Annotated in this window: 20 protein-coding genes; 13 read left to right on the top strand and 7 right to left on the bottom strand. The window is 44.9% G+C overall.

The genetic code is table 11. From position 1 onward, the window contains the following. Positions 1-175: 175 nt before the first annotated feature. A complete protein-coding gene (locus tag AC4EG4_RS13815) occupies positions 176-1,216 on the top strand; it encodes a lactonase family protein (RefSeq protein WP_490988135.1) in 1,041 nt (346 codons plus the stop codon). A 49-nt stretch (positions 1,217-1,265) separates the two neighbouring features. Here AC4EG4_RS13815 and AC4EG4_RS13810 read toward each other — a convergent pair whose 3' ends face one another. Together AC4EG4_RS13810 and AC4EG4_RS13805 are read right to left on the bottom strand one after the other, a co-directional pair. Beyond that, positions 1,266-1,595 carry a hypothetical protein gene (locus tag AC4EG4_RS13810; protein WP_490979537.1) on the bottom strand — a complete coding sequence of 110 codons (330 nt, stop codon included), beginning with the start codon at positions 1,593-1,595 and terminating at the stop codon, positions 1,266-1,268. 3 nt (positions 1,596-1,598) lie between these two features. Next, positions 1,599-2,177 carry an SCO family protein gene (locus AC4EG4_RS13805; protein ID WP_490988134.1) on the bottom strand — a complete coding sequence of 193 codons (579 nt, stop codon included), beginning with the start codon at positions 2,175-2,177 and terminating at the stop codon, positions 1,599-1,601. A 232-nt stretch (positions 2,178-2,409) separates the two neighbouring features. Here AC4EG4_RS13805 and glgB point away from each other — a divergent pair, with 232 nt between their 5' ends. From glgB to AC4EG4_RS13765, 8 genes are all read left to right on the top strand, one after another. Continuing rightward, a complete protein-coding gene (gene glgB, locus AC4EG4_RS13800; protein ID WP_490988133.1) occupies positions 2,410-4,269 on the top strand; it encodes a 1,4-alpha-glucan branching protein GlgB in 1,860 nt (619 codons plus the stop codon). Then, a complete protein-coding gene (locus AC4EG4_RS13795; protein WP_490979540.1) occupies positions 4,266-5,417 on the top strand; it encodes a glucose-1-phosphate adenylyltransferase in 1,152 nt (383 codons plus the stop codon). Before glgB ends, AC4EG4_RS13795 begins: the two co-directional genes overlap by 4 nt. Continuing rightward, positions 5,414-6,436, top strand: coding sequence for a GlgC family sugar phosphate nucleotidyltransferase (locus AC4EG4_RS13790; RefSeq protein ID WP_490979541.1), 1,023 nt, complete (start codon positions 5,414-5,416; stop codon positions 6,434-6,436). Before AC4EG4_RS13795 ends, AC4EG4_RS13790 begins: the two co-directional genes overlap by 4 nt. After that, the gene (locus tag AC4EG4_RS13785; protein WP_490988132.1) at positions 6,433-7,860 is read left to right on the top strand and encodes a glycogen synthase; all 1,428 of its coding nucleotides are present in this window, start codon (positions 6,433-6,435) and stop codon (positions 7,858-7,860) included. Before AC4EG4_RS13790 ends, AC4EG4_RS13785 begins: the two co-directional genes overlap by 4 nt. 15 nt (positions 7,861-7,875) lie before the next feature. Then, a complete protein-coding gene (gene glgP, locus AC4EG4_RS13780) occupies positions 7,876-10,263 on the top strand; it encodes a glycogen/starch/alpha-glucan family phosphorylase (RefSeq protein WP_490988131.1) in 2,388 nt (795 codons plus the stop codon). A 19-nt stretch (positions 10,264-10,282) separates the two neighbouring features. Beyond that, positions 10,283-11,092 carry an SDR family oxidoreductase gene (locus AC4EG4_RS13775; protein WP_490979544.1) on the top strand — a complete coding sequence of 270 codons (810 nt, stop codon included), beginning with the start codon at positions 10,283-10,285 and terminating at the stop codon, positions 11,090-11,092. A gap of 89 nt (positions 11,093-11,181) precedes the next feature. Next, entirely contained in the window at positions 11,182-12,303 is a 1,122-nt protein-coding gene (locus tag AC4EG4_RS13770) for an MBL fold metallo-hydrolase (protein ID WP_490988130.1), read from the top strand. A 4-nt stretch (positions 12,304-12,307) separates the two neighbouring features. After that, positions 12,308-12,568: a DUF3006 domain-containing protein gene (locus AC4EG4_RS13765; RefSeq protein ID WP_490979546.1), complete on the top strand. Its 261-nt coding sequence runs from the start codon at positions 12,308-12,310 to the stop codon at positions 12,566-12,568. A gap of 34 nt (positions 12,569-12,602) precedes the next feature. Here the strand turns inward: AC4EG4_RS13765 and AC4EG4_RS13760 are convergent, their stop codons facing one another. The 5 genes from AC4EG4_RS13760 to AC4EG4_RS13740 all read right to left on the bottom strand — a co-directional run bounded on the left by AC4EG4_RS13760 (position 12,603) and on the right by AC4EG4_RS13740 (position 16,307). Then, positions 12,603-12,737, bottom strand: coding sequence for a hypothetical protein (locus AC4EG4_RS13760; protein ID WP_490988129.1), 135 nt, complete (start codon positions 12,735-12,737; stop codon positions 12,603-12,605). A 362-nt stretch (positions 12,738-13,099) separates the two neighbouring features. Continuing rightward, the gene (locus AC4EG4_RS13755) at positions 13,100-13,399 is read right to left on the bottom strand and encodes a DUF3219 family protein (protein ID WP_490979547.1); all 300 of its coding nucleotides are present in this window, start codon (positions 13,397-13,399) and stop codon (positions 13,100-13,102) included. A 3-nt stretch (positions 13,400-13,402) separates the two neighbouring features. Then, on the bottom strand, positions 13,403-14,569 hold the full coding sequence (locus AC4EG4_RS13750; protein WP_490988128.1) for an acyl-CoA dehydrogenase family protein: 1,167 nt from the start codon (positions 14,567-14,569) through the stop codon (positions 13,403-13,405). 102 nt (positions 14,570-14,671) lie between these two features. After that, positions 14,672-15,727: a YkvI family membrane protein gene (locus AC4EG4_RS13745; protein WP_490988127.1), complete on the bottom strand. Its 1,056-nt coding sequence runs from the start codon at positions 15,725-15,727 to the stop codon at positions 14,672-14,674. A gap of 250 nt (positions 15,728-15,977) precedes the next feature. Next, complete coding sequence (locus AC4EG4_RS13740) at positions 15,978-16,307, bottom strand: YflT domain-containing protein (protein ID WP_490979550.1); 330 nt, start codon at positions 16,305-16,307, stop codon at positions 15,978-15,980. 122 nt (positions 16,308-16,429) lie between these two features. On the opposite strand from AC4EG4_RS13740, the gene AC4EG4_RS13735 reads away from it, so the two are divergent. From AC4EG4_RS13735 to AC4EG4_RS13720, 4 genes are all read left to right on the top strand, one after another. Then, entirely contained in the window at positions 16,430-17,164 is a 735-nt protein-coding gene (locus AC4EG4_RS13735; RefSeq protein ID WP_490988126.1) for an MBL fold metallo-hydrolase, read from the top strand. 86 nt (positions 17,165-17,250) lie between these two features. Beyond that, on the top strand, positions 17,251-18,294 hold the full coding sequence (locus tag AC4EG4_RS13730) for an LLM class flavin-dependent oxidoreductase (RefSeq protein WP_490979552.1): 1,044 nt from the start codon (positions 17,251-17,253) through the stop codon (positions 18,292-18,294). 78 nt (positions 18,295-18,372) lie between these two features. Further along, positions 18,373-19,014: an NAD(P)-dependent oxidoreductase gene (locus AC4EG4_RS13725; RefSeq protein WP_490988125.1), complete on the top strand. Its 642-nt coding sequence runs from the start codon at positions 18,373-18,375 to the stop codon at positions 19,012-19,014. Between the two features lie 167 nt (positions 19,015-19,181). Continuing rightward, positions 19,182-19,451, top strand: coding sequence for a hypothetical protein (locus AC4EG4_RS13720; protein WP_490979554.1), 270 nt, complete (start codon positions 19,182-19,184; stop codon positions 19,449-19,451). The last annotated feature ends 66 nt before the right edge of the window (positions 19,452-19,517 follow it).

Below are 19,517 nucleotides of genomic sequence, written 5' to 3'. Positions count from 1 at the left end.
TAACCTTCTTTCTCGTATAATAGAATGGTCGGGTTTCATTGCTTACTTTAACTCATTTGCTTCAGAAACTCACGGAAATTTAAAAAATTAAAACTGGACGAAGAAATTGTGTTCAGGCCCTACCCTGCTAGGAGCGGAAACGCTTGTTTTGCATTCGAAATCAAGGAGAAATTTGATGGCATCCAGCTACCTGCTAACAGGATCGTATTCGTCAGAAACAGAACCAGGCATCAAACTTTGGGAATTTGAAGATACTGCAGGAGAATTGACAGAAGTAATGGGGATATCGGGAATCGAACGTCCTTCTTTTATCGCTGTCCATCCAACTGGCACGAGTTTTGTTGCTACCAGTGAAGTGGGCAATGGCGAACTTGTCAGTTATTGGATCTATCCAGCAGCACAAAAAATAGTGGAGATCAATCGCCAAAGCTCAAATGGCGATCATCCAGCTCATGTCACCATCGATGAAACTGGGCAATGGCTGCTAGCTGTTACATATTCGGGCGCGACTGTTAATGTTTATCCTCTCCATACAAATGGAGCGATAGGCGAATTGGCTGCTTCAGTGAAACACGAAGGGTCCGGACCGAATGCAGAAAGACAAGATGCCGCTCATCCGCACTCCATTATACAAGTTCCGGGGAAAAACCTGTTTCTTGTATCGGATTTGGGAACAGATACGATCACCACTTATAAACTGAACGCTGATACGGGGGCATTAACGTTAAAATACAAAGTGCAAACAGAAGCAGGGGCGGGTCCGCGTCATTTAAGCTTTCACCCCAACAAACCTTTTGTTTATTCCTTAAACGAGATTAATTCCACGCTGTTGGTTTACAAGATCAACGGGGAAGGGCAATTGGAATTTTTGCAGCTGCTGCCCCTAATACCTGACGGCTATACTGGAAAAAATACCAGCGCAGAAATTGCTGTTTCAAGCGATGGCCTTTTTGTCTATGCATCCAACCGCGGACATGACAGCATTGCATCGTTTGCCATTCAAGAAAATGGGACCTTGGAAAACATCGGACTGACCGGTTCAGGAGGGGAAGGACCGAGACACTTTGCTTTAATTCCCGGAAATGTTTGGATGGTAGTGGCGAATGAAAATTCACACACACTCGCAGTTTTAAAAATCGTCGATTCAGGTGCTCCTTGTACTGTTGAAAATACCGTACAGACCACCGCTCCAGTTTGCGTCAAGGTCATTAAGTGAAGTGAATAACGGAAAACAGCCAGAGAATTTCTTCTCTGGCTGTTTTTTATTACCAATCCGTTGATTCTTTTTCCATAATGCCCAATTCTTTCAGCAGTTGGATAAACCCGCTGTCCTGATTGCCGGCAAATGCTTTTTCGGTGCAGGGGGAATGTGGAGGATAGTTGAGTTCTTGGGCTGCCTCCAAGGTCGATTCTTCCAGGAAGTTCGTGGCATCTGCCTGTTCGAAACAGGATGGTGCGATATACGTTCTAAACGAATGTTCCAGAATCACGCGGCTTTCTGGTGCCGGAACATTTTCACGGGGAATGAAAAACAGTACAAGCAACACGGCAGCAGCAAGAAAGGCCACAATCATCCAAATTTTCTTCTGTTTCATCTGCTATTCCTCCGCCAATAGGATTTCCGCATCCGCTAAAATCTCTTCAACCGGTGGATTTAATCCGTCATATGATTTCATGATGACACCTTCCTGATCGATCAGATAAAAGTAAGTGCCGTGAATGACTTGATCATCATTTTCAGGTTTTCTTGCTAACGTCTCAAAATTATCCATGGCAAACTCATCGATTTCTTGAGGTGTATAGCCAGTCAGCAAGTTCCAGCTGGATAAATCAGCACCGTAATTTTCCGCATAGGATTTCAAAATTTCGGGCTTATCAAACGCTGGATCTACACTAAAAGAGACAATTTGGACATCCAATCCTCCAGCTTCCAGTTGTGTCTGCAAGTCTGTCATATTGGCCATCATTGGGAGGCAGACTGTGGTGCAGTTAGTAAACACAAAATCAGCAAGCCAAACTTCGCCTTCTAAGTCAGCCAGGCCAAAATCTTCGTTATTATGATTGGTGAAAGTAAATTCTTCTAGTTCCCACTCGAGCGGGTCTTCAATGCCTTGGTTGCATGCAGCTAAAAAAAAGCTAAAGAAAACAGCCAGCAATAATGCTCTATATTTTCGCACAAATTTAAGCCTCTCTTTCAATAAAACAGCTATCTTTCTAAGAGTAGAGGATATTCTTTCTTCAAACAAGGGTATAGGAGAAAAGAAATGTGTAAACATTTCGAACAGAAAGTGTACACACGTCTCAATTTATCTAAATTTTTGAACAATTATCTATTATAACAAGGAATTTGCAGCGCTTGCGTAGAATTAACAGAAGACGCGAAACTGTAAAAAATGTGGAGGTGTGAACATGAATGACCTACAAAGCCGTCTTACTCAGGAACTGCTGGATTCTTTCCATGCTGGGCTGATGAAAGATGCTTATCTATATTTTGGAGCACATGCAACTGCAGATGAAACAAGATTTACGCTTTGGGTTCCGGATGTGGCCAAGGTAGCGGTAGCTTGTACAGGTCCTGAAAGTCTTGAAGAAGAGATTTTTCAAATGGAGCAACACCCATTGGATGCAACAGTCTGGCATACCCAGACTCCTCTTAACATGACTGGTTATTCATATGAATACTTTATCGAAACGACGGATGGCAAGCAGTTACGAAAGTCAGATCCTTATGCACTTGAAGGAGAGACGAGGCCAAAAACAAAATCGGTAGTGGCCGCACCCTCCAAGCATACGTGGACGAAAGCCGTTTTGCAGCAAAAGAAAATTCAAAACAACGATCACCGCGAAAAACCGATGGCAATTTACGAATTACATATCGGAACGTGGAAGCGCAACGAACATGGCGGTTTTTTAAACTACCGTGAACTGGCTTCAGTACTGATTCCGTATATTTTGGATATGGGTTTTACCCATATAGAAATTATGCCCATTACAGAGCATCCATTGGATGAATCTTGGGGATACCAAACTACTGGCTACTTTGCGGCAACCAGCCGTTATGGCACAGCGGATGATTTAAAATACTTTATCGCACAATGTGCAGAAAATAAAATTGGGTTGATTCTGGATTGGGTCCCTGGCCATTTCTGTGTCGATGAACATGCGTTGGCTCTATTTAATGGCAGTCTCTTGTACGAGGATGGGCGTGAAGAGCGGCGTGCCAATCCTGACTGGGGAACTTTGAACTTTGATATTCAAAAAGGAGAAGTTGTCAGTTTTCTGATGTCCAGCGCCCATTATTGGCTAAAGGAGTTTAAGTTTGATGGTTTCCGGATGGATGCACTGGTTTGTTTGTTGTTCATTCCAAACAGAAAAGAGCGTCCACATAACCAAGAAGGCACCGATTTTTTACGGAAACTGACGAATAGTTTAAGGGAGTTTTATCCGGAAACCTTATTGATTGCCGAAGATGCCTGGCATTATCCAAAAGTAACCCATGAGGTTTCTGAAGGGGGAGTCGGCTTTCACTATAAATGGAATTTTGGGTGGATGCGCGACACCTTGGATTACATGGAAATCCAGCCTTCCGAACGTTCTGAAGCACATCAAAAAATGAATTTCTCTCTCGTCTACCAGTACGAGGAGCGCTATCTTCTGGCATTGTCACATGATGAAGTGGTGAATGGAAGAGGTTCACTGCTAAACAAACTTCCAGGAACGCTGGATGAACGCTTTCTTCAATTGCGGCTGCTCCTCGGATTCTGGATTGCTCATCCCGGCAAAAAATTATTGTTCATGGGCCAGGAATTTGGCCATTTTGAAGAATGGGAATTTAAACCAGAGTTGGACTGGGCTTCATTGGAAGCAGAAGAACATAAGAAGATGGCTGATTATACAAGAGAGCTGCTGGATTTTTACAAAACGGAAAAAGCATTTTTTGAATTAGATGACCATCCAGACGGCTTTTCCTGGATTGATGCAGATAATAATGAGCAAAGTGTTGCGGCTTTCATTCGAAGAGGGTACATGCCGGAGGATGAGCGCATTATTGTCTGCAATTTTTCGAGCCATCGTTATGAAAAATTTAAGCTGGGTGTTCCGAAAAACACAAAATATGAAAAAATTTTTACAACAGGAAACGATGGCCAAGGAGATATTGTTGGAACGTTAGACGATCCATACGATGACCTGCCATATTCCGTGGAAATGGATTTACCTGCATTTACGCTTAGCATATGGAAACAAAAACAGGATGGGAGTGAAGCATGATGAACGATAAAGTAGTCGCAATGCTATTGGCCGGCGGACAAGGAAGCCGGTTGAAGTCATTAACTTATACCATAGCCAAACCCGCACTTCCGTTTGGCGGAAAATATCGAATCATCGATTTTCCACTATCAAATTGCACAAATTCAGGCATTGAAACCGTCGGTGTTTTGACGCAGTACCAGCCCCATGTTTTGCATGAGTATATTGGATTGGGCACTCCGTGGGATTTGGATCGCCACAATGGCGGCGTCACCATGCTTCCGCCTTATGCAGAAATTGACGGCATCAAATGGTATGCCGGAACAGCCAGTGCGATTTATCAAAACATCAGTTTTCTTCAATCCTGTGATCCGGAATATGTGCTGATTCTTTCAGGAGACCATATTTACAAAATGGATTATGAATTATTGGTCGATTACCATAAAGAGCGTGATGCGGATGTGACAATTTCCGTTTTGGAAGTCCCATGGGAGGAAGCCAGCCGATTTGGAGTCATTAACGTCAACGATCAAATGGACGTGAAGGAATTTGACGAGAAGCCCGAAAATCCAAAAAGCAACCTGGCTTCCATGGGAGTTTATGTGTTCAAATGGGAAAAGTTGAAAGAGTATTTGGAGACAGATAATGTTGATGAATCATCTTCCCATGACTTCGGAAAGGATATTCTGCCTGCTATGCTACAAAAAGGCGAAAAGATGATTGCCTATCCATTTAAAGGCTATTGGAAAGATGTTGGAACCGTCGAAAGCCTATGGGAAGCAAATATGGATTTATTGGACTTGAATTCCGGACTGAACCTGCATGATCCAGGCTGGCGTATTTTTTCTTCAAATCCGCAGCTCCCCCCGCAAGTCATTACGGAAACTGGAAATGTTCAAGGCTCCATGGTAAATGAGGGGTGCATCATCTCTGGTGAAGTTTCAAAATCGGTTATTTTTCAAAAAGTAAAGGTTGAAGAAGGTGCTTCACTTTCGGAAAGTGTGGTCATGAGCGGAGTGACAATTGGGAAAAACGTCAAGCTTCATCGAGCAATTGTGCCGCCTGGATTTGATGTGCCAGCAGGATTTGAAGTATCGAACCAGAAAGACGAAGTGGTTTTATTGACTCAAGAGCAATTGGATGAGTGGAAGGAGCGTGGCGAAAAATGAACTTAATGGCAGTAGTGGACGCCTCTGTTAAAAAAGAAGGGCTGCAGGATCTGACCATGCAGCGGACTGTTTCTTCTGTGCCATTTGCGGGACGCTATCGGTTAATCGACTTTCCGCTATCGAATCTTGTAAATGCCGGAGTGAATACGGTTGGTGTATTTCCTACGTATCCTTTTGCCTCCTTGCTGGATCATATTGGCGTCGGCAAGAGCTGGGATTTGGACAGAAGAAAAAATGGTCTCTTTTTCCTTCCCGTTACACAGCGAGATGGCGGCATATCAAGTGTAGGAGCATTTGCGGCCTTAGAAGAGCATATGCAGTTTTTCACGAAGAGCACTCAGCCTTATGCAGTTGTGGTTAATAGTTTTATTGTCAGCCAATTGAATTTCAAGGACATGCTGGAACAGCATATTCGCTCAGGAGCAGATATTACAGAAGCTGTAAGTGATGGTGTTTCTTTAAAAACTTATATTTTGTCTAAAGAACTACTGATTGAACTGATTCAGACCCACCGCGATAAAAAAGTAGTGAGTGTCGAAGATGTAGTTAATTTGAAGAAGAGTCCTTATACATTTAACGAATACGAATACAAAGGTTATTTTGCAATTATTGATTCTGTTCAAAGTTATTTTCAGGCGTCACTTGCGTTATTGGACGAAGAAAATAGAAAACAGCTCTTTTTGCCGAATTGTCCGATTTATACAAAGGTAAAAGACGAACCGCCGACACGATACGTCAATGGCTCTCATGTAGAGCGTGCGCTTGTCGCAAATGGCAGCACGATTATGGGCGAAGTGAGGGACAGCATCATTAGCCGTGCCGTCTATATTAAAAAAAGCGCGCGTATCGAGAAGTGCATCATTATGCAAAAATGCGTTATTGAAGAAAATTGTGATTTGTCTTATGTCATTGCAGACAAAGACGTTTATATCGGTGAAGGGGTCGTTTTGCACGGAACTGCGGAACAGCCGATTGTATTGCGCAAAGGGGAAAAGGTCACTAAGGAGGACATGCGATGAAAATCATTATGGCAGCAGCAGAATGCGCGCCTTTTGCTAAAGCCGGTGGACTGGCGGATGTCATGGGTGCGCTGCCGAAAGAGCTTACAAGATTAGGCCATGAAGTCAATGTCATCGTCCCTAAATACAGTTTAATTGAAGAAGAATATGCCGCTGAATTCGTTGCGAAAGAATTGGTGACGTTCGATTTTAAAGGACAGCAAATAGAGTTTAGGATTTTCGAATATGAGAACGCAGGTGTGAAATTCCTGTTTGTAGAAAACGATCGTTATTTTAAAGGTGACCAGATCTATCGAGCAGAAAATGAAATAGAGCGATATGCTTTTTTTAACCGTTCGGTGCTGGAAATTATTTTGCGTCAGAAACAGCCGGCAGATTTGCTCCATGTGCACGATTGGCATACCGCGATGACGCCATTCCTATTGAAGGAAGATGAGCGGTATGCAGCGATTAAAGCAATAAAAACGGTTTTGACGATTCATAATCTGCAATTCCAAGGGAAGTTCTCAAAACAGGACTTTATGGAAAACTTCGAAATGGCGGCACATCACTATGATGATGGGAACGTGGAGTGGCAAGGTGATTTTAATTCATTGAAAACGGGCATCTCCTACGTCGATAAAGTGACGACCGTCAGCCCCACTTACCGAAATGAAATCTTAACAGATTTTTATGGAGAAAAATTGAACAGCTTCCTCCAAAAAAAAGAGCAGGATTTGGTTGGTATTTTAAACGGCATCGACATCGAAGTTTACAACCCTGCGACCGACTTGTCTATTGAACGGGAATTTGATGCCATGAGCTTGGAAGGGAAGCAGGTCAACAAACGGGCAATCCAAATGAGAGCCGGACTTCCAGAGCGTGGGGACGTCCCTTTACTAACCATGATCTCCAGATTGGCAGGACAAAAAGGCATTGATGTTTTACAGGAAGTGCTTCCTGGTTTATTGGCAGAAGAGAACCTGCAATTTGTGTTGCTGGGTTCGGGAGAAGAGAAATACGAACAGTTTTTCCGCGAACTTGCGGCCGATTTTCCTGACAAAGTCTATATTCATGTAGGCTTTGATGAAGCTTTTGCCCATCTCTTGTATGCAGGAGCGGACATTTTTCTGATGCCGTCTCATTTTGAGCCCTGCGGCTTGAGTCAGTTGATTTCGATGCGTTATGGAACCGTCCCGGTAGCCAATAAAACGGGCGGCCTGAAAGACACGGTAACCGAATACGATGAACAGCTAAAGACCGGAAATGGATTTTTAAGCGATTTTTCAAAGAGCAAGCCATTTGGGCTTGCCCTCGCTCGCTGTCTGGCTTTCTACCAGCAGCCTGAGCACTGGGAAGCCATCAAAAAAAATGGCATGAAAGGTGATTATTCCTGGTCGCGCTCTGCGGCAGAATACGCTAAACTCTATGAAAGGATAATCTAAAGGGGTGTGCCAATTATGTTTTCTTCCAAAGAAGCGTTTAAGAAAAGCTTTGTCACTCGAATAGAACACAAAGGAATGGAAAGAACTTCAGAACTGGTCTATGAAACCCTTTGGGAAATGACTCAGGAGTGTATTCAAGACCGTTGGAACCGGACAAATCAATTGTACAAAGACAATAACGAAAAACAGCTATATTATTTTTCTATCGAGTTTCTGATCGGACGTGTTTTGGGGCAGAATCTGATCAATTTGGATTGCTATGACCTGGTTGAACAAGGGCTTGATGAATTGGGTCTTCAACTGTCAGAGATAGAAGAACTCGAAACGGAACCTGGTCTTGGCAATGGTGGGCTGGGAAGATTGGCGGCCTGCTTTATAGATTCTCTGGCTTCTCTTGAGCTGCCAGGCCATGGATATGGGCTGCGCTATAAAGGCGGATTGTTCACTCAGCATTTCGTGAATGGCCACCAGACCGAAGAGCCTACCCAGTGGATCCAGGAAAAGCACAATGTCGATGTTCGCCGCGATCATCTGGCTGTGGAGATTCCGTATTACGGGGATGTCCAGTTGGTCATGGGCCAGGACGGGCTTAAGGTCAAATTAGAGAACCCGGAGTGGGTCAAAGCAGTGCCTTATGATATGCCGGTCGTTGGGGCCAATGGCGGTACCGTCAATACTCTTCGATTGTGGCAAGCGGAAGTTTCAGATCATCCGCTTCCAGGCCACAAAGATTACGCGGTTTATGAGCACGAAACGGCCAAAATTACAGATCGGTTGTACCCGGATGATTCTCTAGATACTGGGAAAATTCTGCGCTTGAAACAGCAATACTTCCTATGCAGTGCATCACTGCAGACTATTTTAAATGAACGCAGCTTTCCTATAGAAGAGCTTCCCGAAAATGTTGCCATCCAAATCAATGACACGCACCCGGCCTTGGCGGTTCCGGAATTGATGCGCTTGTTGATTGATGACCATGCCTTAAACTGGGAACAGGCTTGGGATATCACCACCCGCACTATTTCTTATACAAATCATACGATTCTGGAAGAAGCAATGGAGAAATGGGACAGCCGTTTGATCCAATCCTTGCTTCCAAGAATTTATATGGTCATTCAAGAAATTGACCAGCGCTTTAAAGAAAGCCTGCAGCAGCAGAACCTCGATGAAGAAGCTCTTCACAAATTGTCTATCATCGAAAACGGCATCATTAAAATGGCGGTGCTGGCTGTAGTGGGAAGCTACAAAGTAAATGGTGTGGCAAAATTGCATACGGAAATTTTGAAAAAACGTGAAATGAAAGAACTAAATGAACAGTTTCCAAATAAATTCCATAACAAAACCAACGGCATTTCGCATCGCCGCTGGCTTGTCAAATCAAACCGCGAATTGTCCGGTTTGATTACCGAAGCGATTGGTCCGCAATGGATCAAGGAACCTGAGCGATTGAACGAATTGCATTATTTTGCGCAAAACCATGCCTTCCTTCAGGACTTCCAAGCAATCAAAAGCTTAAAAAAAGAGCACTTGATCCATCATCTTCAACGCAACCAAAACGTCATCGTGGATCCTGATTCGATTTTTGATATTCACATTAAACGGTTCCATGGCTACAAGCGCCAATTGATGAATATCCTTCATATCCAAATGCTGTACGATCGAATCAAGCGGGATCCAACCTATCGGCCATACCCACGGACTTTCTTTTTTGGCGGAAAAGCAGCACCGAGCTACCACTTTGCTAAGCAAGTGATCAAGATGATCAATACAGTAGCTGCAAAAGTAAACAATGACCCTTTGGCAAGAAAGCATCTTCATGTTGTTTTTGTTGAAAACTACAATGTGACACAAGCCGAGTACCTGATTCCGGCGGCAGATGTCAGCGAGCAAATATCAACAGCTTCTAAAGAAGCTTCAGGAACAGGCAATATGAAGCTGATGATGAATGGCGCATTGACAATCGGTACGTTTGACGGTGCCAATGTCGAAATATTTGAGCAGGCTGGCGAAGAAAATGCCTTTGTTTTCGGCATGCGTGCTGAGCAGGTCATGCAATACGAAAAAGAAAAATCTTATGATCCGAAAGAAATAATTGAATCGGATCCAGAACTTGGGCAATTGATGGAAGAGCTGATCAAAGGGGAATGGACAGAAGGCAAAACAAATGTCGATTTTATTGTTGCACAGCTGCTGAATGCTGGAGATCCTTTTTTTGTATTGAAAGATATTCGCAGTTATTCAAAAGCGCATGAACAAATTCTGGACGCTTATGCGCATCCGGAAAAGTGGGCGGAGATGTGCGTCAAAAACATCGCAGCTTCCGGCATTTTCTCAAGTGATCGCACCATCCAGCAATATTCGGACGATGTCTGGCATTTAACGAAAATTCCCAGTTTATATTAGAGACTGAAAGGGTGGAAGTATGGCCGATACGGGGTTTGATAATACGGACTTGAAGGATTATAAAGCCAGTGGGGCACTTGCTGGCAAGGTAGCCATTGTTACGGGTGCCAGCAGCGGCATCGGCCAGGCAGTGGCGATTGCTTACGCTAAAGAAGGTGCCAAAGTGGTTATTGGGCATCTGGGTGATGACGAGGGTGCGCAAAAAACCATCGAACTAATTGAAGGCTATGGCGGCGAAGCCAAAGCGCTGAGTGGAGATTTAGGGAAATCGGAAAACTGTGACCAATTGGTACAGTTCACGTTAACGGAATTTGGCCAAGTGGATATCTTGGTCAACAACGCAGGCTATCAATATCCTCAAACTTCACCATTGGACATTACTGATGAGCAAATGCTAAAAACCTTTGAAATCAAGGCCTTCGCGATGTTTTATTTAACGCGGGCCGCCTTGCCGCATTTGAAAAAAGGCTCGCGTATTATCAATACCGCTTCTATCAATGCTTATCGCGGCCATTCAGACTTGATTGATTATGCAGGTGCCAATGGCGCAATGGTGGCCATGACCCGGTCTTTGGCCAGACGTTTGGTGCGGGAAGAAATTGCTGTGAACGGCATAGCTCCCGGACCCATCTGGACGCCATTGATTACCAAAACTTTTGGTGGGCTAAATCCAAATGTGGCTGAAGGTTTTGGTGAAGATGTGCCAGCAGGACGTCCGGGACAACCGTACGAACTTGTGAAAGCCTATGTGTTTCTGGCTGATCCGCAGAATTCCTATATGACGGGCCAATTTCTGCATATGAACGGTGGGGACTATATGTCTACCTAAATAGAGGCAGGCTAAGGAATTTCCTTAGTCTGCTTTATTCATTTTGGTTTGCTTATGGTAAAATTCACTGGAGAAAGAGGAGTGAGTTTTTGAAAAAGATCAGATGGGCCGTATTGGCAATCCTAATTTTTATGCTGCTTGCAGCTTGTACGGAGATAGCTGTGCAACCGGACGAAGAACGCAATAATGAAGAAACAGAACAACAGCCGCAAGCGGAAGAGCCTGCGGCAGAAGAAGTTGATTCGGATGGTTTGACGGTACATTACATCGAGGTTGGGCAAGGAGATTCCACCTTGCTCGAATTTGAAGGGTTTACGATGCTAATTGATACTGGCAATTGGAATTCGACTGAAGCAGTAGATTACTTAAAGCAACAGAACATCGATGATATTGACATCGTCGTTGGGACTCATCCCGATGCGGACCACATTGGGCAGCTGGCGCGGGTGGTTGGTGAATTCGATGTTGCAGAAGTATGGATGTCCGGCAATACGAGCAGCTCCAATACGTTCCTCAACGCGCTGCAAGCCATTGAAGCGAGCGGTTCGGATTACGTGGAGCCAAGAAGCGGGGACCGCTTTGATGTGGGAAGTATGGAGATTGAAGTGTTGTATCCCGACGAAATTACCGGAGCTGCAAACGAAGAGTCGATATCATTAAGAATGACCTATGGCGATGTCCGTTTTGTTTTTACCGGGGACGCAGGCATTAAAGAGGAACAGGAAATGATCGACAGCGGCATGGATCTCGAAGCAGAAATTTTGCATTTGGGGCATCACGGCTCCAATACATCGACAAGCACGCCTTTTCTAAAGGCAGTAGCTCCTGAAGTAGCGATTTACAGTGCCGGTGCTGACAATTCCTACGGCCATCCGCATGCAGAAGTGATTGCTGCAGCAGAAAATGAAGGGGCCGAAGTGTTCGGCACCGATGTTAATGGCACGATTCTCGTAAAAACAGATGGCAAGTCCTACCGCGTGGAAACGCAGCAGGAAGGGGTGCCAACGGAAGGTGAGAACCGGTGCATTGATTTAAACATAGCCTCTTCAGCAGAATTACAAGAGATTACAGGAGTCGGCGAAGTTTATGCACAGTCCATCATCGATCAACGGCCATTCGAAAGCGTGGAAGAATTACTCGATATTAAAGGAATTGGCCAAGGGACACTGGATGCAATTCAAGAACAGAACCTGGCTTGTGTAGGAGGGTAAGGCAATGAAAGGGATTTTGGATCGAATTGAAGACGGCATCTATGCTGTCATTTTAGTAGAGGACGAAGGGCTTGAATTGGTTTTGCCCGCCAATTGCCTGCCAGATGGAAGCCGAATCAATTCCTGGTTTACTATTGATGCTGAAAATGGTCAACTGGCAGTCACTTTGGATGAAGAAACAAGCTTTATGAAAAATGTGCGAGCAGAAGAGCTGATGGACAAGCTGCGTACAAAGAAAAAAGGCAGCCGCTTTAAGCGCAACTGAAAAGTAGCCCGAGACCTAAAGGAGGTCTCGGGCTTCAGCTTGTTGAAAAAGGCATCACCCATTCATTTCGCTTCAGGCGGACGCGTTCCACGGGCCCGGCTTCTGCCGCTTCCCTCGCTGCGCTCAGTCCAGTGGCTCCAGCTCGTGTCGCTCTGTCGCTTTGCTCCATCACTGTTCCCGTAGGAGTCGCCGCCTTCCGCTACAGTTAAAAAAGAGAACATTTACTAAGTGGTTTGGAGAAGCGTCCGTTCGACTCCAGCGGGAAAGCGAGACGGCCGAGACCCCGCAGGGAACGGAGTGACCGAGGAGGCTTGGACGCGAGCCCGGGCAGCAGGTGGGACGCGACGTCCTGTCGCACCTGCTGCATGACCCACATCCTGTGGGCCCGAAAGTGAACGGTAAGCTTCGGAAATCCACGACTTGTTAGAAGTTTCTCGACAGTCTGTAGCCCGAGACCTAAAGGAGGTCTCGGGCTTTTTAGCATAACTTATGAAAGTACAATTGGTTTGCAGGATCTCTACAGGAATCCATCTATGCCTGTTCAACCAATTCCAAGTAATAATCAGCGACTTGTCCTGGTTTGTACAAATCAGTAATCGAAGTCGAATAATTGGAAATGGAGGCATCAAATTCAAGGTTTTGTGCTGGAACACGGATTTGAAAATTCATTTCATACAGCAGCACGGCAATGTCGTGATACTCTTCACTGGTTACTTTAAAGTCAAATGAGACTTTTCTTATGGGCTGTTCAGAATTGGGTTTGTTGCTCACCTCTTCTTTAAAATTTAAAGCATGTATCTCGGTATCATTAATCCAAACTATGGTTTCCATCGTCTATTTCACCTCTGTTTTTGAGTGTTGGCTAAATAATTGGATTGCCTGAGCTGCCAGATGGGCTTTGACCATGTCTTCCATCGGTGGGTTGTAGAGCCCGGCGCGGACGTTGAGATAGTGCCGGTGCATCGGATTGTCTGCTGAAAGGGCGCGTGAGCCAACGATTTTCATAGCCTTGTCAACAATCTCCATAGCAGCTTGAGTAACGGCAATTTTGGTGATATTCAAGGCTTCGTCCATTTCTGCTTTGTTGGCAGCGTGGATATAACGTTCCACAGTACCATATAGAAGATGGCGGGCAGTAGCAAGTTCCAGCTCCATCTCACCGATGGCCTGCTGGATAGCGGGTGTCTCGGCAATCGGCTTGTCAAGAGATGCAGGACGGTAATTTGCAGCAAATTCGACTGCGTAGGATCGGGCTGCAGCCGCGATCCCAATATAGCAAGCCGGTATGTGGAGGAGCCAGCCTTTCGCAGCGGCCGCGACTCCAGACGATTTTAAAATATGGGTTTTCGGAATTCGGACACCATCAAGCACCAATGTGTGGCTCGCCGTTCCCCTCATCGCCAGCATGTCCCAAGTTTTGTTGATCGACACTCCCTCAGCATGGCGTGGAATGATCAGGGTGATGACTTCATCCGTTTCTGTTGCCGCGGTCACGAAAATATAATCGAGTACAGGAGCCATGGACGTATAGGTTTTTTCACCAGTGACAACATAGTGGTTTCCATCGGCAACAGCAGTTGTTTGTGGCAAAGCGCCTCTAGCCGGGCTGCCTGCATTGGCTTCTGTTGCTGCGGTGTTAATCAGCGCCCCGTTTGCAATCTCTGCCATCAGCCAATCAGCAGATTTTGGATCCCAATGACGATTTTCAGCGTATTCCAGAACAATGCCGACGTGCCACCCGATGGAAAGTGCGGTCGCTCCAGATCCTTCGGCGATGGCTTCTTGTGCCAATATATATTCGTACAGCCCTAACCCTTGGCCGCCGTGCTCTTTTGGCAAGGTCATGGTATGGTAGTTCAGTTGTTTAAGGTCTTTGATGTTTTCAAAAGGAAAAGAGCCGAGTGCATCCAGTTCTGGCTCGCGTGCCAGGAAAGTAGGCGTTAACGTGCGCAGCTGATCGACCAATGCTTGCTGTTTAGGTGTTTTGATAAACTGGTTCATAAAGGGACCCCTTCCGCTTTTCTAAATTAACGGTACCATAAAAAAGCCGCCAAAGCAGTGCAGCAGGCTTTGGCGGCTTGGATATCAGCGAGAAAACCCCGCTTATGAAAGTTTCTTTTTATGCGGTTTTCGGATGTCAGCAAAAATTAACGCACCGACTAGGAAAAAGCCAAGGTACCCAACAATCGGATAGAACAGACTTACCAGCTCTGTAAAGCCAACAAAACTTAAGATGTACGCAACAATGCCGACAATTGTGACAAATATGCGGAATTTTTTTGTACCCGTTACGACAAAGCGTGCTGAGAACGAAAACAGCATGCTGACTGCCGTATTGTAAATCATGCCGAAAAGGATAACCGACATTAAGACCCCGAGAACAGGTGAAATGTCATCGGCAATTTGCAGCAATGGCATTTCTGCGTTGCCCACAATATCCACTTTAGAGAAAATCGCCAAATGGCTCAGGATGATCAAAGCGCCGAGAATAAGCCCGCCGATAAATCCACCGCGTGCCGCCACTTTTTCATCTTTTTCCGTACCGCCCATAACGATAGCCATTGAGGCACCGAGTGCAATATTCAATGATACATAGTTGATGGCAGACAGGAACCAGTTTGGCAAGGTTGATGCTTGTTCGTTGGCAATGGGATCCAGTGCCGAGAATGTAGAATCCATTGTCATCAAGCTGTAGACAGCTAATCCAATGACTGCAATGATTAAGAAAGGTGTAACGCTGCCAATAATGGTGATAATTTTTTGGACATTCATCATGATGGTCAAGACGACTAGAATCACCATGACCGTACTGCCGAGTGGTGCCGGCAAATCGAATTGCTGGGAAAAGATAGAACCGGCTCCCGCGATCATTACGACTCCTACGCCAAACAAAGTGAGAATGATGATGTAATCCACGATGCTGCCAATTATTTTTCCGCTAATGCCATATACCGCTTCTTTATGAGAAGTGGTTTTCATTCGGCTCCCCAGACGCGTCAAGCTCATCCCGAAATACGCAAATAAAGCGGTTGCAAGAATTGCTGCGATTGTCCCCATATAGCCGAAGCTAGTGAAATACTGTAAAATTTCTTGACCAGAAGCAAATCCGGCTCCGACGATAATGCCGACAAAGGCGCTACCTATTTTTAAACTTTTCATGTTGTTCCCCCTTGGTGCGATTCAGTGCATTGATAAGTTTTTTAAAAATTAAAAAATCCCTATTTAAATATAGCAAAAGTCATATGTGGAAACAATGGGTAAAGACCGCTAATTATATATATAAAGAGATATACCTATATTAGTTATTCGGTTAAAAATAAAATATTAGAATAGTTAATTAATGGTGACGGGGTCATATTGCTGCACAAAAAAGCACCGCCTAGTGGATAGGCGGTGCTTTGGTAATGAATTACTTAACGTCTTTATTCGCGACAATAACTAATTTTCCTTTATCGAGCTCTTCTTCGTATTGTGCAGCTTCCTGTTCAGATAAACCAGCTGCTGCTAGTTTCGCACGAAGTTCGTCACCGCGTGAGCTAGTCATATTCTTCATGCTGTTTAGGAAACCTTGCTCTTTCATACCGACTTCTTCTGTGTCTAACGCTTTTGTAATGTCTTTGCTGCGTTTTTTGTCGTGTGCGAAGATGTAGATGTCGTCATGTGTGTATCCTTGTGTTTCTAATTTCTCGATTTCTTTTTTTGCCTGTACGGCGTTTTCAACTGTCATTTTTAAAGTCAATGTAATCCCTCCAAAGTAAATTTCTATCTTACTCTTTGTATACCACCCAAACAGCGGGTTAAACAACAGGAACTTTAAAGAATCAGTTATACTGAAGAAAATTAGAGATGGGGAGTGGTGTTTTGAAGATTATACCGATTGGCATTTGGGGCGGCTATCCGAATAAAAATGAAGCAACGTCAGCCTTTTTGATTGAACAAGATGGTTTCCGCTGCCTGATTGATTGCGGCAGCGGTGTGTTGGCAGCGGTTCAAAATTACACGGCATTGCGTGACTTGGATGCAGTTGTCATCAGCCATTATCACCCGGATCACATTGCTGATATTGGTGTGCTGCAGCATGCAGCGATGGTGGGCATGCAGCTGAAAGAGTGGAATACACCTTTGTTTATCCATGCGCATGACAAGGATGCTGCTGAATTTGAAAAGCTTTCATACAAAGGTGTGACAGAAGGACGAGCGATACAGGCTGCTGAAACGCTTGAACTAGGTCCATGGCAAGTGACATTCTGTGAGACGATTCACCCGGTGTATTGTTTGGCCATGAAGTTTACTGCCAACGGACGAAGCGCAGTGTTCACTGCAGATACAAGCTGGAAAGAAGAGCTGGTCGATTTTTCGCGGGGAGCAGATTTGCTTGTTGCTGAATCCAATCTTTACGAAAAATACATTGGAATCATTCAAGGGCATTTAAGCGGCAGCCAAGCGGGAGAGCTTGCTGAACGCGCCGGTGCCAAGCAATTGCTGCTGACACATCTGCCGCAATACGGGGAACTGGATGAAATTTTGCAGGCAGCAAAGTCCAGCTACTCTGGCGACGTGGAGTTTGCTGTCATCGGAAAAAGTTACACAATTTGATTGGCGATGGGCAGGCAGATAGTTTGTGTACCGGATATTTTCCTTTTATCCTTAGAGAATAAGAAGGATGAAAGGAAGTTAAACAAATGTCACAACCTATAGATTCATTCCCAGTCTCCGTTTTGGATTTGGTTCCAGTCCGTGAAGGCGGAACAACGAAAGATGCATTAGATGAAATGGTCGCCATTGCTCAGCATGTAGAAAAACTGGGCTATCGCCGATTTTGGCTGTCTGAACACCACAATACAGCCACGCTTGCCAGTTCTGCTACAGCAATTTTGATTTCCAAGGTGCTTGAAAACACCGAATCCATTCAAGTCGGGTCGGGCGGCATCATGTTGCCAAACCATACACCTTTGGTGGTTGCCGAACAATTCGGTACCTTGGAAACCTTGCATCCAGGACGCTTAAACCTCGGTCTCGGACGTGCTCCAGGAACGGATATGCAGACGGCACACGCACTTCGGAGAACGACTCAGGAAACAGCATTTGCTTTTCCGCAGGATGTTGTTGAATTGCAAAATTACTTAAAGCCGCTTGACGAGCAAGGACCTGTCCGAGCGTATCCGGGTGTTGGTACAGGAGTGCCGGTATATATCCTTGGATCCAGTACCTCAAGTGCCCAGCTTGCTGCCAGCCTTGGCTTGCCATATGTCTTTGCGGCGCATTTTGCACCGCAGCAGCTGCAACAGGCACTGCAGATTTACCGCAGCGAGTTCCAGCCTTCTGAATACTTGGCTGAGCCGTATGTGATGGTTTGTGTGAATGTCGTTGCAGCGGACTCGACCGAAGAAGCTGATAAACTGGCGACATCCAGTGACCAATTTTATTTAAATGTTGTGAGAGGCAGCAAAAATCTGTTGCAGCCGCCACTCGAAACCATGGACGGCCAATGGAGCTACCGTGAGGAAATGATGGTGCGCGGCATGTCGCAATATACTTTCCAAGGCAATGAGGAAACAATTAGCGAGCATCTAGGGACATTTGTAGCGGAATTGCAGATTGATGAAGTGATTGCAGTTTCCTATATTTACGATCAAGAAAAAAGAAAACGTTCATTCGAAATTTTGAAGCAAGCTACCAGCAAGTTTAACTTAATCCATCAGGACTCCGCCTCTTTAAAAGCATAAAGAGATGCGGATCTGTTTCTTTCAAGGCTAATCTTTTTGTTTATCTATTAAGAATGATAGAGACGGGAGGAGAAGTAAGTGAAAATAGGGATTATTGGTGCAACCGGAAAAGCTGGGAATTTAATTTTAAAAGAAGCCCTGAAAAGGGGACACGAAGTGACGGCCATCGTCAGAAATTCTCAAAAAATCGAGAAGTTGGATATCCCAGTGCTGGAAAAGGATATATTCAGTTTGTCATCAGCAGATTTGGCTCCTTTTGATGCAGTAGTCAACGCATTTGGTGTGCCTCCTGAAAAGGCGGACCAGCATATTGAAGCTGGCAGGCTGCTGATTGAATTACTTAAAGCAACGCCTGAAACACGTTTGATTGTGGTAGGTGGCGCTGGCAGTTTGTTTGTCGATGAAGCTCGGACAACCCGTCTGGCAGAAACGCCTGAGTTTCCTGAAGCATTCAAATCAATTACCAACGGCCAAGCGCAAAATTTAGCCGACTTGGAAGCGTCCGAAGGAATTCACTGGACATTTTTGAGTCCAGCCGCATTTTTCGATTCCGAAGGCCGCCGGACAGGGCGCTACCAAAAAGGCGATGATGGATTTATCGTCAATAGCAAAGGGAAAAGCTACATTAGCTATGCAGATTACGCGATTGCGCTGGTCGATGAAATTGAAAGTGGTGAACATAAGAATAGACGGTTTACCGTCGTTTCGGAAAATCATTGACCTTTCGGAAAAGCCGATCTTTCTTAGATCGGCTTTTTTTATGGCTCGAAAATACGCATTCGGGCCACCAAACTTGCCATGAAATGTTCACCTTCCTCCAAAGAGCAGAAGCAAGAATCATGTATAATGAAGTGAAACTTCATATATTAAAGGTGGGAATCAACAAGATGGATTTTTTATATTTTCCGGAAGACAAATCGGAATACATCCCAGGGATTATTTCTGTCGTAATTATATTCATTCTATCCGTACTGATTGTACGGCTATTGATCAAGGCATCACGAAAGCAAGTAAAGCAGTTGGAAGACCAGGGGTACCCAGTCGTCTACAGAGACGGTTTGGACTCAGGAAAACAAACTGAAGAAGTTGCAGATCCTCAAGAAACAGTCCGCAAAGTGAATGAGGAAAAGGCAGCTCGCAATAAACCAAAGTCCTGACAACTGTCAGGGCTTTTTTTGGTGTTTTCAAAAGGTGTATACTGTAAGCAATTGACAGAATGAAAA

This window comes from Planococcus sp. TJ-201, assembly GCF_058268495.1.
The sequence above is the reverse complement of the archived record's forward strand: the minus strand, read 5'-3'. Positions and strand labels throughout refer to the sequence as shown.